Here is a 13,502-nt window from a genome sequence, read left to right on the forward strand (position 1 = left end):
CCGGGCCGGCCTTCGTACGGTCCTCCGCATGACTGTTCTCGACACCTCCACCACCACCTCCCCCACCTCCTCACCCGCCCGCGCGGCGGGTCCCGACGTGGTCCGCGTCAGCACCTGGTTCGGACTCGCCTTCACCGTCTGCCAGCTCACCGTCATGGTCGGCATGAGCATCTTCGTGCTGCCGAGGGCGGGGCGGCCGGGCGGCGACCCGCTCGTGTGGGGCCAGCACGTCCTGGACGCTGCCGACGCCTACCGGGTCGGCAACTACGTCTTCATGGTCGCCGGCGTGCTGCTGCTGGGCTTCCTCGGAGCCGTGCACGCGCGGCTGCGGCGCGCCGACTCGACCGGCGCCCTGGCGACCGTCGCCCTGGCCGCGGGCACCCTGCTCTCGCTCGTCTGGCCCTACGCCGCCGTGCTCCACGATGTCGCCCTCGAGACGGCGGACCAGGGCACCGACCCGCGACTGCTCGCGGGCTGGGACGCGGTCGCGCCGTACTCCCTGGCCTTCTCCGCGCTCCCCCGGATCTTCCTGGTGCTCGCGATCGTGCTGGCCCTGCGGATGGTCGGAGAGGCCACGTGGCTGCAGCGCACCGGCACCGCGATCGCCGTGGTCAGCCTCGTGGGCACCGCGACGCTGGTCAGCGGCAGCGTCTTCCCGCTGCTGGCGCTGAGCAGCCTGGCCTACGAGCTCTGGATCGGCGCGCTGGCGTGGCACTGGCTGCGGCGACCGCTCGACCTCACCGCCGCGGCGTGACCCACAGCCGGATGACGCCCTCGACGACGACCGTGCCGTCGGCCAGCTCCCCGCGGACCCGGACCGGCAGGTCGCCCTCGCCGGCCCACTGCTCCGGGTCGGTCTCGGCGATGCAGGTGACGTCGCCGGCCGCCTTGGCGGTGTAGGCGACCTCCATCCCCTTCGGGATCCACCGCTTGTCCGCGGGGACGCTCGCCTCGGCCAACGCGCCCATCGCTCCCTCGAGGCCGTTGCACAGCGCGATCGCGTGCACGGTCCCGAGGTGGTTGTGCACCCCGCGCCGGTCGGGGATGACCAGCTCGGCGTGGTTCGGCTCCACGACGGTGAAGCGCGGCCGGATGGAGGCGAAGTACGGCGCCTTGAGCGTGAACAGCCGGGAGAAGAGCCGCTCGCCCAGCGGGATGCGGTGAGTGGTGTTCCAGAGGCTGAGGACCTGGCTCATGCCGCCCGACCCTACCCGTCGGTAACTTGTCGCGCCAGGGCGGCGGGGTGGATGAATCCCCGGTCAGCCGGGGATTCATCCGGGGTTGTCAGGCTCTGCATGACGTTGTCAGGGGTTGCAACGGCCGACAACGTCCAGAAGAGCCTGACCGGGTGGAGCCGCTACGGTTCGTCCCCGTGAGGGAGAACACGTTCTACCAGCCTGCCCGGCGGGCGGCCCGGCGATGAGGATCGATGCCATCACCCCGGCCTGGCTGTCGGAGGCGCTGGGGACCGAGGTCCGTAAGGTCAGCGCCGAGCGGGTCGGCACCGGCCAGATCGGCACCTGCTTCCGGCTCCGGATGGACGGTGACCGCTCGGTGCTGGCCAAGCTCCCCGCCGAGGACCCCGCGGCGCGCGACCTGATGGCGGGGGTCTACCGCGCCGAGGTCCGGTTCTACCGGGAGCTGGCCGCGACGGTCGCCAGCCGGGTACCTGTGTGCCATCACGCGGAGATGGCGACCGACTCCGGCGACTTCGTGCTGCTCCTGGAGGACCTCGCGGCGCACCGCCCCGGTGACCAGCTGGCCGGGTGCACGGCAGCTCAGGCCCGGGACGCGGTGACCAACCTGGCCGGGCTGCACGGGCCACGCTGGAGCGACCCGACCCTGCTCGAGGTCGACGGACTCTCCCTCAACGGGCCCGAGGACGCCGCCCTGCTGGCCGAGCTCTACGGCCCGGCCACCGAGCAGTTCATCGACATCCTCGGCGACCTCGTCAGCGCCGAGGACGCGGCGACGCTGCGCGCCTGCGTGGCGGTGTGCGAGCGGTGGGCCCTCGCCCGCTCCGAGCGGTTCGCGCTCGTCCACGGCGACTACCGGCTGGACAACCTGATGTTCCCGGCCGACGGCACCGAGGGCGTCGTCGCCGTGGACTTCCAGACGCTCAGCCTGGCGTTGCCGGCCCGCGACCTGGCGTTCTTCCTCGGGACCGGCCTCGAGCCCGCTGACCGGCGTGCGCACGAGCGCGACCTCGTGGCGGCGTACCACCAGGCGCTCACGGCGTACGGCGTCACCGGCTACGACCTCGACCAGGCCTTCGACGACTACGTCTTCGCGATGTTGCAGGGCCCGCTCGTGGCGGTCTTCGGGTGCGCGTACGGCGCCCGGACCGAGCGCGGCGACCGGATGTTCGCGGCGATGGTGAGGCGCGCGTGCACCGCGATCAGGGAGCTGGGCACGCTCCGGCTCGTGGATGACGACTTGTCATGACGGCCCCGCCTTTGTCAGGGTGACCCTGACGGCGGCTCGGCGCGGCGGGCACGGGGGTACGCCGCGACCGGGCCGCCGTGTCACCCGGCACGCCTCAGCCGGTGAACCGCTCCCACGCGGCCTGGCGCGAGACCCCGAGCGCCCGGCCGATCTCGGCCCAGGAGATCTCGCGGGTGCGCAGCATCGCGACCCAGTCGGCCAGGAAGCGGTCGACCTGGGCGCCGGTCTGCGCGATCAGCGGCAGCTTCCCCAGCAGGTCGGCGTCCGACATGGTGTGCCAGGGCGGCGGGACCTCGACCCCGGTCGCGCGGTAGTCCGCGACCACGCCCGCGTAGTAGTCCAGGCAGCTGCCGCACATGAAGGCGCCCAGACCGCCGACCATCGCCTGGTCGCGCCGGCCCGCCTCCCCGCAGAACGAGCAGGTCTGCTGGGCTGAGTCGGCGTCCACTCCGTCAGCGTGTCACACCCCGAGCAGCTCGACCCGGTTGCCGTGGGCGTCGAAGGCGTGGCAGCGCTCCCACCCCGGAAATGTGTGCCGGTCGGTCCAGTCCACCTCGAAGCCGAGCGCGGCCAGCCGCGACCCGACGGTGTCGAGGTCGTCCACCACCAGCGCTGGATGGGCCTTGCGCGCCGGGGCGAACGGCTCCTCGACCCCGACGTGCACCTCGGCCGCTCCCCGGCGGAACCAGGCGCCGCCGCGACCGCGCAGGGCGGCCGGCTTCTCGACCTCGGTCATGCCGAGCCCGTCGACCCAGAACCTGCGGGCGGCGTCCTCGCCGCCGCGCGGGCAGGCGACCTGGACGTGGTGGAGCCTCATGCGACGGCCTCGGGCACCCGGGCGACCACGAAGACCCGGCGGAACGGCAGCACCACGCCGGACGGGCGCTCGGGGTACGCCGCCGCGAGCCGCCGGCGCAGCTCCCGCTCGAACCCCGGGCGCAGGTCGTCGGGCAGCGCCTGCAGGGTCGGTCGCGCGCCGGTGCCGGTGACCCAGGTGAAGACGGGGTCCGGGCCGGTGAGGACGTGCAGGTACGTCGTCTCCCACGCGTCCACCTCGCACCCGAGCCCCGCGAGCGCGTCGAGGTAGTCGGCCGGGTCGTGGCTGGCCGGCACGGCGACACCCCGGGTGTGCTCGGCGTACGGCTCCTCGGCGGCCAGCGCCGCGCGGAGCGTGTGGCTCGGCTGGTCGAAGTTGCCCGGCACCTGGAACGCGAACCACCCACCGGGGGCGACGTGCCCGACCAGGCGCGGCAGCAGCTCGAGGTGGCCGGGCACCCACTGCAACGTCGCGTTGGAGACCAGCACGTCGACCGGTGCCGGGGGCGTCCAGTCCCGCAGGTCCGCGACCTCGAAGGCGGCCCGCGCCCCGGCCGCACGCGCGGACGCGATCATCTCGGGGCTGGAGTCCAGACCCACGACGCCGGCCGCCGGCCACCGGTCCGCGAGCAGCGCGGTCAGGTTGCCCGGACCACAGCCCAGGTCGACGACCGTCCGCGGGGAGGTCGCACCGACCCGGGCGACCAGCTCGACGAACGGCCGGCCGCGCTGGTCGGCGAAGGCCAGGTAGTGGTCGGGATCCCAGGTGTGCGCCATGGCGCCATCGTGCGTCGCATTTATCTTGATGTCAAGATTCTCGACGGGTCGGTTATGCTGGTCCCATGCGGGACGAGGTCGACGAGCTGGTCGACGCCTGGGCGCGCGAGCGCCCCGACCTCGACCTCGCGCCGGTCGAGGTCTTCAGCCGGATCAGCAGGCTCTCCCGACACCTCGACCTGGCCCGCCGCGACGCCTTCACGGCCGCCCAGGTGGAGTCGTGGGAGTTCGACGTGCTGGCCGCGCTGCGACGGGCCGGGTCGCCGTACGAGCTCTCCCCCGGCCGGCTGCTGCGCGAGACGCTGGTGACGAGCGGGACGATGACCAACCGGGTCGACCGGCTCGCCGCGCGGGGGCTGGTGGAGCGGCTGCCCGACCCGCGCGACCGGCGCGGGGTGCTCGTGCGGCTCACCCCGGAGGGCAAGGCCGCGGTCGACACCGCCTTCGGTGCGCTGCTCGAGGCCGAGCAGACCTTCCTCGCCGGGCTGCCCGACCGCGACCGCACCCGGCTCGCGGGCCTGCTGCGCACCCTGCTCGCCCCGTTCGCGGACTGAGCGCCTACTCCAGCACCTCGGCGGCCTCCAGCCACTCCAGCTCGAGCTCGTCCTTCTCGGCCGCGAGCTCGCTCAGCCGGGCCGAGAGCTCGGCGAGCCGCTCGTAGTCCTGGGCGTGCTCGAGCACCTCGGCGTTGAGCGCGGCCTCCTGCTCGGCGATCCGTTCGAGCTGCTTGTCGAGGCGGGCCAGGGTCTTGCGTGCCGTCCGCTCCTCCGCGCTCCCCGCCTTGGCCTTGGGCGTCGTCTCCGGCGCAATTGAACGCTCAGGCACCGGAACCGGCTCCGCGGCGGGTGCTGGGCGTTCAATTGAACGGGAACGCCACTCCAGGTACTCGTCGACGCCCCGCGGCAGCATCGAGATCTGCCCGTCGCCGAGCAGCGCCCAGACCGAGTCGGTGACCCGCTCGAGGAAGTAGCGGTCGTGGGAGACGACGACCAGGGTGCCGGGCCAGCCGTCGAGGAAGTCCTCCAGGACGGTGAGGGTCTCGATGTCGAGGTCGTTGGTCGGCTCGTCGAGGAGCAGCACGTTGGGCTCGGTGAGCAGCAGCCGCAGCAGCTGGAAGCGGCGCCGCTCGCCGCCGGAGAGGTCGGCGATCCGGGCGGTCAGCCGGTCGCCGGTGAAGCCGAACCGTTCGAGCATCGCGGTCGCGGTGATCTCGCCGTCGACGGTCCGGGTCACCCGGCGGATCGACTCGACGGTCGGCAGCACCCGGGCCTCGGGGTCTCCCTGGCCCAGCGACACGGGGTCGAGCTGCTGGGTGAGGTGCTCCAGCGCCACGGTGCGACCCAGGCGCACCCGCCCGGCGGTCGGCGCGAGGTCGCCGGACAGCATCGCCAGCACCGAGGTCTTGCCGGCGCCGTTGACACCGACGATCCCGACCCGGTCGCCGGGCCCCAGCCGCCAGGTCGCGTGCGTGAGCAGCCTCCGGTCGCCGCGCACCAGGTCGACGTCCTCGACATCGATGACGTCCTTGCCCAGCCGCTGCGTCGCGAAGCGCTGCAGCTCCATCCGGTCCCGTGGCGGCGGCACGTCCTCGATGAGCGCGGTAGCGGCGTCGATGCGGAACTTGGGCTTCGACGTGCGGGCCGGCGCCCCGCGCCGCAACCAGGCCAGCTCCTTGCGGACCAGGTTCTGCCGGCGTACCTCCGAGGCGGCGGCCTGGCGCTGGCGCTCCGCCTTGGCCAGCACGAACGCCGCGTAGCCGCCCTCGTAGGCGTCGACCACCCCGTCGTGCACCTCCCACGTCCACTGGCAGACCGCGTCGAGGAACCAGCGGTCGTGGGTGACCACGACCAGCGCGGACGGCCGGCTCGCGAGGTGCGCGGCGAGCCAGGCGACCGCCTCGACGTCGAGGTGGTTGGTGGGCTCGTCGAGCACGACCAGGTCGTGGTCGTCGAGCAGGAGCGCGGCCAGGGCGCACCGCCGGCGCTCGCCTCCCGAGAGACCGAGGACGGCGCGGTCGAGCTCGACGTCGGCGAGCAGCTCCTCGACCACCTCGCGGGTGCGGGGGTCGGCGGCCCACTCGTGGTCCGACCGACCGCCGAGCACGGCCTCGCGCACGGAGTGGGTGTCCTCGAGCCGGTCGCCCTGGTGGAGGTAGCCGACCAGCAGGCCGCGCTGGCGCGAGACCCGTCCGGAGTCCGGCTCCTGCAGCCCCGTCATCACCTCCAGCAACGTGGTCTTGCCGTCGCCGTTGCGGCCGACGATGCCGATCCGCTCGCCGGCGCCGATGCCGAGGGAGACATCGGTCAGCAGCGGGCGGATGCCGAACGACTTCGACACCCGCTCGAGGTTGACCAGGTTCGGGCGGACCTCAGGCATAGGAGACCAGATGGGCGCCCGCGACAGGGCCGTTGGCGGCGAGCACGACCGGGTGCGCCGGGTCGGTCAGGTCGGCGGCGAGCGCACGGGCGTGGTCGGCCGACCCGCAGAGGAAGACGCAGGTCGGACCGGAGCCGGAGACGATGCCGCGCAGCGCACCGGCCGCCTCGCCGCGCTCGATGAGCTCGCCCAGCTCCGGGCGCAGGTCGACGGCGGGCGCCTCGAGGTCGTTGTGCAGGGCGTCGGCCAGCGCCCAGGGGTCGCCCTCGGCGAGCGCGCGCAGCAGAGCGTCGGCCGGCACCGGCTCCGCCGGCGCGTCCGGGAACATCTCGTCGAAGTGCCGGTAGACCGACGGCGTCGACAGCCCGGTCTCGGCCGGGACGACCACCCACCACCAGGTGCCGCGGTCGGTGACCGGCTCGACCAGCTCGCCGCGCCCGGTGCCGAGCGCCGTGCCGCCGAGCAGCGCGAACGGCACGTCGCTGCCGAGCTGCGCGGCCAGCGCCAGCATCTCGTCGTCGGGCGTGTGGAGTCCCCACAGCCGGTCGAGCGCCACGAGGGCCGCGGCGGCGTCGGCCGACCCACCGGCCATCCCGCCGGCAACCGGGATGGCCTTGGCGACGTGCACCTCACCGGACCGCACGACGCCATGGTGCTCGGCGAGCAGCGCGGCCGCGCGGTCGACGATGTTGGCGCCCCCGGTGGGTACGACGCCCGCCGGCATCCAGTCCGGCAGGTCGACGCCGAGCGCCCAGCCGGGCGCGGCGCGGACGGTCAGGTCGTCGTACAGGCCGACGGCCTGGTAGACGGTCACCAGCGGGTGGAAGCCGTCCGGGCGCGGAGCACCGACACCGAGGTGGAGGTTGATCTTCGCAGGAGCGCGGACGGTGAGCTCCGTCGTCACCACGGCAGCCCCTCCGCGATCCGCACGAAGTCCTCGATCGCGAGCGACTCCCCCCGTGCGAGCGGGTCCACGCCCGCGGCGGCGAGGGCGGCGTCGACGGCGTCGCCCGGGGCGAGGACCCGCAGGGCGCCGCGCAAGGCCTTGCGACGGTGGGCGAACGCCGCGTCGACGACCGCGAACACCTGCTGTCGGCTGGCAGCCGTGGCCGGGGGCTCGCGCCGGGTCCAGGCCACCAGGCCCGAGTCGACGTTGGGCGCCGGCCAGAAGACGTTGCGGCCGATGGCGCCGGCCCGGCGAACGTCGGCGTACCAGGCGGCCTTGACCGACGGGACGCCGTACACCTTGGAGCCGGGCACGGCGGCGAGCCGGTCGGCCACCTCCGCCTGGACCATCACCAGCCCGCGCTCCAGCGAAGGCAGCAGGGCGAGCAGGTGCAGCAGCACCGGCACCGACACGTTGTAGGGCAGGTTGGCGACCAGGGCGGTCGGCGGCGGTCCGGGCAGCTCCTCGACGCGCATCGCGTCGGCGAGGACGACCTCGAACCGGTCGGCCTGGGCGGGGGCGTGCTCGGCGATGGTGGCCGGCAGCAGCCCGGCGAGCTTGTCGTCGACCTCGATCGCGACCACCCGCCCCGCGACCTCGAGGAGCGCGAGCGTCAGCGAGCCCAGGCCGGGCCCGACCTCGACGACGACGTCCTGCGGCCCCACACCCGACTCGCGGACGATCCGGCGGACCGTGTTGGCGTCGATGACGAAGTTCTGGCCGCGCTGCTTGGTCGGGCGCAGGTCCAGCTCCGCCGCCAGACGACGGACGTCCGCGGGCCCCAGGAGGCGGGGACCCGCGGACGTCGACATGACGCTCAACCTATCGAGGCAGCCCCAGCGACGCCGCACAGGCGGGCCAGGCGCCGTAGCCGCCGGACGCGTCGCGGATCTTCGTCGCGATGGCGATCTGGGTCTCCCGGCTCGCGTTGCTCGGCAGGCCGCTGCCGCCGTACGCCTGCCAGGTGCCCAGGCTGAACTGGAGGCCGCCGTAGTAGCCGTTGCCGGTGTTGGTGGCCCAGTTGCCGCCGGACTCGCAGCCGGCCAGGGCGTCCCACACGGTGCTGCCGCCGGCGAAGTTGCTCGCCGGCGCCTGGGTGCCGACCTTGACGATCTCGGAGACGGGGGCGCGCAGGACCTCCTGGTGCAGCACCTTGCGGACGCTGACCTGGCCGTTGCGGTAGACGATCCGGTAGGTGACGTCCCGCAGGCCGGTGCGGCCCTCGCGGACCACGCTCGTCTCACCCTCGGTCATCGAGTCGTCGTCCTGCTCCTGCGTCGCGTAGTCCACGACCTCGCGCGGGACGCGCTTGGTGACCACCCGGACGTCGGTGAACACCAGCCGTTCACCGTCCTCCAGCACGTGCTTGCGTCCCGGCTTGGTCTGGTCGTCCTGGTCGACGCGCACGCCGAGCTCGCGCAGCGCGTCCTCGGCGGTCAGCGCGGTCACGGTCTTCGTGACCGGCTTGTGCCCGGCGATCACCACGTGCAGCGTCTTGGGGGTGACGACCTTCAGGGTCATGCCCTCACGGTCGATGCTGCCGCCGCGGCTGGCCGAGAGCTCGGCGCCGCGGTAGGTGTCACCGATCGACTCGAGCGCGCGGGAGACGGTCGTCGCGGTGACCCAGTAGGTCTGGCTGCGGCCGTCGACGTCCAGGGTCAGCGGGCGGGCGAAGCGCACCGCGATCTTCGTGCCGTCCTCGACCGGCGTGGCCAGCGTGGGGGCGACCACGTCACGCGACGTCACCTCGACGCCCTGCGCCTCGAGCACGTCGCCGACGGTGCCGCCGAACGCGGTCACCTCCTGCGGCTTGCCGTCCAGCGAGAGGGTGACGGTCTTGCTCAGCGCGCTGTAGCCCCAGGTGCTCCCGGCGACCGCCAGGACGACCACGCCCGCGAGGGCGATCATCAACGGGCGGCTGCGCAGCGCGCGGGCGAGGCGGCCCGGCTCGGCCTGCGGGGGGCCGTCGACCGGCGGCAGCTGCTGCGTGTGGTCAGGGCTGAGCTGGTGGTGCTCCTGCGTGTGCTCGAGGTCGGGCACGATTCTCCGAACGTCGTTCTCCCCGGGCCTCGGGAGCCAGCGCGCCCCGACGCGCGCGGCTGTCACGCTTCGTGCGGGGGATGTCCTGCGGGGCCCAGCGGGCCACCAGCACTGGCGGAATCAGTCCCGATCCCGGCCGTCAAGTCCTTCCAGGGCACCAGCCTTCCCTCTCGATTGCAAACCGAACCTGCCACATCGACCGCCTCCGTGAGCAGGATCTCGTCGGTAAAGTCGCCGCGTGACCGCACCCCGTCGCGCCGACTTCTCCGCTCTGACCTGCGGAAACGGGGTCTCCCTGATGGCGGCCGTGCCCGGTCCAGACCTCGCCGCCCGCGGCTACCTCGAGGAGGAGCTGCGCGCGACCGGCCGCGCCACGGCGTACGACGGCAGCGGGGACGCGCCGTACGCGACCCGGGTCGTCGTGCGCCGCCCGGCCGACGGGGGCAGCGGCACCCTGGTCGTGGAGTGGCTCAACGTGAGCAGCGGCCAGGACGCCGCCCCCGACTGGACCTACCTGGCCGAGGAGGTCGTGCGGCGCGGGCACGCGTGGGCCGGCGTCTCCGCCCAGCGGGTCGGGGTCGAGGGTGGCACACCCCGGGTCGAGACCGGCGTCGCGCTGCAGGGTCTCCGAGCGATCGACCCGGAGCGGTACGGCGACCTGGCCCACCCCGGTGACGCCTGGTGCTTCGACATCTACACGCAGGTCGCGCGCGGGCTGGCCGTCGATCTGGGCGCGACGTGCGTACTGGCGATCGGCGAGTCGCAGTCGGCGTACGCGCTCACGACGTACCTGGACCTGGTGCAGGAGGAGGCGGGGCTCTTCGACGGGTTCCTCGTGCACAGCCGGGGTGGTGGCGCCCTGCACACCGACCGGCCGACGACGATCCGCGACGTCGGCGTGCCGGTCGTCGTGGTGCAGACCGAGGGCGACCTGTTCGGCCGGCTCGCGTTCCTGCCGGCCCGTCAGCCCGACACCGACCTCCTCCGGGTGTGGGAGGTGGCGGGGTCCGCGCACGCGGACCTCTTCCAGATCGGTGCCTTCGAGTCGTTCCTCGGCTGCCCCGACCCGGTCAACCGCGGCCAGCAGGCCTACGTCGTGCGCGCCGCCCTGCGGTGGCTGGAGTCCTGGGCGCGCGGCGGCCCGGCCGCCCCGTCCGCGGCGCGGCTGGAGGTCGACGGCGACCGGTTCGTGCTCGACGAGCACGGCAACGTCCGCGGCGGCGTGCGCACCCCTGTCGTGGACGCGCCCGCCGACGTGCTGTCGGGGTACGCCGCCGCCGGCGCCTCGCCGATCTGCGAGCTCTTCGGCCGGACACTGCCGCTGGCCCGGCCGTGGTGGTCGTCGCCGGAGGAGTACCTCGCGGCGTACGAGCACGCCACCGACGCCGCGATCGCCGCCGGGTTCGTGCTCGCCGAGGACCGGGCCGCGGTGCTGGCGGAGGCGCGGCCGGTGGCGCCCTGACTTGTCGGCCAAAACCGTTGCTTGTCGGCCGAAACTTTGGCCGACAAGCAACGGCTTACCCGGTCGACCGGGTAAACCGACAGCGCCGACCTACCAGCGCCCGCCGAAGGCGACGTCGGTGTTGGCGTCGATCGCCGCGCAGAGCTCACCGAGGTCGTCGCCGCGGACCTCGGCCATCGCGCGGACGGTGAGCGGGACGAGGTAGGACGCGTTCGTCCGGCCGCGGTGCGGCACCGGGGTGAGGTACGGCGCGTCGGTCTCGACCAGCACCCGGTCGCGGGGGGTGAGGGCCAGCGCCTCGCGCAGCGGCGCCGCGTTCTTGAAGGTGACGGTGCCGGCGAACGACAGGTGGGCGCCCCGGTCCAGGCAGCGGCGGCCGAACTCGGCGTCGCCGGAGAAGCAGTGCATGACCCAACGCTCGGGCGCGCCCTCCTCGTCGAGCACGGCCAGCACCGCGTCGTGCGCGTCGCGGTCGTGGATGACCAGCGTGCGGTCCAGCCGCTTGGCCAGGTCGATGTGCCGGCGGAACGACTCGACCTGCACCGCGCGACCCTCCTCGCCCGTGCGGAAGTGGTCGAGCCCGGTCTCCCCCACCGCGCGCACCCGGTCGTGGGCGGCCAGCCGCTCGATCTCGGACATCGCGTCGTCCAGCGACGCCAGCCGGGGCGCCTCGTTGGGGTGCAGCGCGACCCCGGCGACCAGCGCGTCGTGCGCCTGCGCCGCCTCGACCGCCCACCGCGCGCCGGGCAGGTCGCAGCCGATCTGCACGATCCGGGTCACCCCGACCGCGGCGGCCGCGGCGACCGCCTCGTCCACGGCGACCGGGTCGTCGTCGCCGTGGCGCACCACGTCGAGGTGGCAGTGGTTGTCGACGACCGGGTGCGGCAGCGGCTCGGGGGCCGGCGGGCGGGTCATCCGCGCACGCGCGCCAGGATCGCGGCGGACAGCTCCTCGGGCGCCTGGGTGGGGATCCAGTGGCTCACGCCCTCGAGCACGACGAGCTCGTACGGCGCCGACACCCACTGCTCGGTGCCGTCGACCCCCTCGCGGGTGATGGCGATGTCCCGGGTGCTCCACACCATCGTGGTGGGCACCGTCACCTGGAAGTCGGTGCCGCCCCGGCCCGACAGCGGAAGGGCGCGGTACCAGCCCAGGGCGTGTCGCAGCGCGCCGTACTCGACGATCTCGCGACGGAACCGGGCGACGTCGTCCTCGGTCATGCCGGCCTTGAGCATGCTCGTGTCGAACCGGCCGCCGCGGCGGCGGGCGGTGAGCTCCGGCACGAACGGGACGTTGAAGAAGGCCATGTAGCGCGACTTGTGTCGCTGCGCCGGGTTCTTCAGCGCGCGGGCGAACGCGGCGGGGTGCGGCACCGAGACCGCCGTCCAGGTCCGGACCCGGTCGGGGAAGTGCCCCGTCACGGCCCAGCCGACCGCCGAGCCCCAGTCGTGGCCGACCAGGTGTACCGGCCCGCCCACCGCGTCGATCAGCGCGACGACGTCGCCCGCCAGGTGGTGCATCCGGTACGCCGACCGGCCGCGCGGCCGCGCGCCGGGTGAGTAGCCGCGCTGGTCGAGCGCGAGGGTGCGCAGCCCGGCCTGGTGCAGCACCGGGGCGACGTGCCGCCAGGTGGTGTTGCGCTCGGGGAACCCGTGCAGCAGCACCACCGGGTCACCGTCGATCGGCCCCTCGTCGAGCACGTCGAACGTGAGGCCCTCGTTGCGGACGGTGGTGATGCGGTCGGTCATCGGGCTCCTTCAGGAGATCAGGTCGCGGAGTCAGGTTGCGTGGATGAGGTGGTAGACGTCGCGCTTCGGTACCCCCGCGAGCCGGGCGACCTCGGCGATGGCGTCCTTGCGGGTGCTGCCGGTCGCCTCGAGGTCGGCGACCGCCGCGCGCAGGCTGTCGGGGTCGTCGTCGATCGCCGCCCGGGGCTCCGCGCCCTGGACCACGATCGTCACCTCGCCACGCACCCCGTCGGCCGCCCAGGCGACCAGCTCGGCGAGCGGCCCCCGGCGTACCTCCTCGTGGGTCTTGGTGAGCTCGCGGCACACCGCCGCCGGCCGGTCGGCGCCGAACACCTCGGCCATCGCGGCGAGCGCCGCCTCGGTGCGGTGGGGTGCCTCGAAGAAGACCAGCGTGCGCGGGTCAGCGGCGACGTCGGCGAGCCGGCGGGCTCGCTCGCCGGCCTTGCGCGGCAGGAAGCCCTCGAAGCAGAACCGGTCGACGGGCAGGCCGCTGACCGCCAGCGCGGTGAGCACCGCCGACGGGCCCGGGACGGCGGTCACGACGACGTCGTGCTCGACCGCGGCGGCCACGAGGCGATAGCCCGGGTCCGAGACGCTGGGCATGCCCGCGTCGGTCACGAGCAGCACCCGCTCGCCGGCCAGCAGCGCCTCGAGCAGCACCGGGGTGCGCGCCGACTCGTTGCCCTCGAAGTAGGAGACCACCCGGCCGGTGACCGTCACGCCGAGGTCGGAGGTGAGCCGCTTGAGGCGGCGGGTGTCCTCCGCAGCGACCAGGTCGGCGGTCGCAAGCTCCTCGGCGAGCCGGGGCGGCGCGTCCGCGACACGCCCGATGGGGGTCGCGGCGAGGACGAGGACGCCGGTGCGGGAGGCCACGACCGTAGAGTCTCCCATC

15 protein-coding genes are annotated in these 13,502 nt (G+C 74.0%); 4 read left to right on the plus strand and 11 right to left on the minus strand.

Features of this window, described 5'->3' with window-relative positions; genetic code table 11:
- Positions 1 to 28: 28 nt before the first annotated feature.
- On the plus strand, positions 29 to 754 hold the full coding sequence (locus ACILRH_RS20465; RefSeq protein WP_395695919.1) for a hypothetical protein: 726 nt from the start codon (positions 29 to 31) through the stop codon (positions 752 to 754).
- On the opposite strand, the gene ACILRH_RS20470 is transcribed toward ACILRH_RS20465, so the two are convergent.
- A complete protein-coding gene (locus tag ACILRH_RS20470; RefSeq protein ID WP_395695920.1) occupies positions 738 to 1,196 on the minus strand; it encodes a hotdog fold domain-containing protein in 459 nt (152 codons plus the stop codon). The two genes, ACILRH_RS20465 and ACILRH_RS20470, sit on opposite strands and share 17 nt — an antisense overlap.
- A 223-nt stretch (positions 1,197 to 1,419) precedes the next feature.
- Between ACILRH_RS20470 and ACILRH_RS20475 the strand changes: the two genes are divergently transcribed.
- A complete protein-coding gene (locus ACILRH_RS20475) occupies positions 1,420 to 2,445 on the plus strand; it encodes a phosphotransferase (RefSeq protein ID WP_395695921.1) in 1,026 nt (341 codons plus the stop codon).
- A gap of 94 nt (positions 2,446 to 2,539) precedes the next feature.
- Here the strand turns inward: ACILRH_RS20475 and ACILRH_RS20480 are convergent, their stop codons facing one another.
- Genes ACILRH_RS20480 through ACILRH_RS20490 form a run of 3 tightly spaced genes read right to left on the minus strand, consistent with a single transcriptional unit; the run spans position 2,540 to position 4,038 of the window.
- A complete protein-coding gene (locus ACILRH_RS20480; protein ID WP_395695922.1) occupies positions 2,540 to 2,893 on the minus strand; it encodes a hypothetical protein in 354 nt (117 codons plus the stop codon).
- A 12-nt stretch (positions 2,894 to 2,905) separates the two neighbouring features.
- Entirely contained in the window at positions 2,906 to 3,262 is a 357-nt protein-coding gene (locus ACILRH_RS20485) for a VOC family protein (RefSeq protein WP_395695923.1), read from the minus strand.
- Positions 3,259 to 4,038, minus strand: a complete 780-nt coding sequence (locus ACILRH_RS20490; RefSeq protein WP_395695924.1) for a trans-aconitate 2-methyltransferase — start codon at positions 4,036 to 4,038, stop codon at positions 3,259 to 3,261. The genes ACILRH_RS20485 and ACILRH_RS20490 overlap by 4 nt, the downstream gene beginning before the upstream one ends.
- A gap of 65 nt (positions 4,039 to 4,103) precedes the next feature.
- On the opposite strand from ACILRH_RS20490, the gene ACILRH_RS20495 reads away from it, so the two are divergent.
- Positions 4,104 to 4,592, plus strand: coding sequence for a MarR family winged helix-turn-helix transcriptional regulator (locus tag ACILRH_RS20495; protein WP_395695925.1), 489 nt, complete (start codon positions 4,104 to 4,106; stop codon positions 4,590 to 4,592).
- A gap of 4 nt (positions 4,593 to 4,596) precedes the next feature.
- Here the strand turns inward: ACILRH_RS20495 and ACILRH_RS20500 are convergent, their stop codons facing one another.
- The 4 genes from ACILRH_RS20500 to ACILRH_RS20515 are packed head-to-tail and all read right to left on the minus strand — an operon-like array spanning position 4,597 to position 9,400.
- Positions 4,597 to 6,414 (minus strand): ABC-F family ATP-binding cassette domain-containing protein, encoded by a 1,818-nt coding sequence (locus ACILRH_RS20500; RefSeq protein ID WP_395695926.1) that lies wholly within the window; start codon positions 6,412 to 6,414, stop codon positions 4,597 to 4,599.
- Positions 6,407 to 7,321: a 4-(cytidine 5'-diphospho)-2-C-methyl-D-erythritol kinase gene (locus tag ACILRH_RS20505; RefSeq protein ID WP_395695927.1), complete on the minus strand. Its 915-nt coding sequence runs from the start codon at positions 7,319 to 7,321 to the stop codon at positions 6,407 to 6,409. Before ACILRH_RS20505 ends, ACILRH_RS20500 begins: the two co-directional genes overlap by 8 nt.
- Complete coding sequence (gene rsmA, locus ACILRH_RS20510; RefSeq protein ID WP_395695928.1) at positions 7,315 to 8,172, minus strand: 16S rRNA (adenine(1518)-N(6)/adenine(1519)-N(6))-dimethyltransferase RsmA; 858 nt, start codon at positions 8,170 to 8,172, stop codon at positions 7,315 to 7,317. The genes ACILRH_RS20505 and rsmA overlap by 7 nt, the downstream gene beginning before the upstream one ends.
- Positions 8,173 to 8,182: 10 nt before the next feature.
- Positions 8,183 to 9,400 carry a transglycosylase family protein gene (locus ACILRH_RS20515; RefSeq protein ID WP_395695929.1) on the minus strand — a complete coding sequence of 406 codons (1,218 nt, stop codon included), beginning with the start codon at positions 9,398 to 9,400 and terminating at the stop codon, positions 8,183 to 8,185.
- 238 nt (positions 9,401 to 9,638) lie between these two features.
- Between ACILRH_RS20515 and ACILRH_RS20520 the strand changes: the two genes are divergently transcribed.
- Positions 9,639 to 10,862, plus strand: coding sequence for an alpha/beta hydrolase domain-containing protein (locus tag ACILRH_RS20520; protein WP_395695930.1), 1,224 nt, complete (start codon positions 9,639 to 9,641; stop codon positions 10,860 to 10,862).
- Between the two features lie 90 nt (positions 10,863 to 10,952).
- Here ACILRH_RS20520 and ACILRH_RS20525 read toward each other — a convergent pair whose 3' ends face one another.
- The 3 genes from ACILRH_RS20525 to rsmI are packed head-to-tail and all read right to left on the minus strand — an operon-like array spanning position 10,953 to position 13,501.
- Positions 10,953 to 11,777: a TatD family hydrolase gene (locus tag ACILRH_RS20525; protein WP_395695931.1), complete on the minus strand. Its 825-nt coding sequence runs from the start codon at positions 11,775 to 11,777 to the stop codon at positions 10,953 to 10,955.
- On the minus strand, positions 11,774 to 12,610 hold the full coding sequence (locus tag ACILRH_RS20530; protein WP_395695932.1) for an alpha/beta fold hydrolase: 837 nt from the start codon (positions 12,608 to 12,610) through the stop codon (positions 11,774 to 11,776). The genes ACILRH_RS20525 and ACILRH_RS20530 overlap by 4 nt, the downstream gene beginning before the upstream one ends.
- Before the next feature lie 30 nt (positions 12,611 to 12,640).
- Positions 12,641 to 13,501 (minus strand): 16S rRNA (cytidine(1402)-2'-O)-methyltransferase, encoded by an 861-nt coding sequence (gene rsmI / locus ACILRH_RS20535; RefSeq protein ID WP_395695933.1) that lies wholly within the window; start codon positions 13,499 to 13,501, stop codon positions 12,641 to 12,643.
- Between the last annotated feature and the right edge of the window lies 1 nt (position 13,502).

Origin of the sequence: Nocardioides sp. (assembly GCF_044226765.1) — a bacterium.
In the GTDB taxonomy this organism is placed as follows: Bacteria; Actinomycetota; Actinomycetes; order Propionibacteriales; family Nocardioidaceae; genus Nocardioides.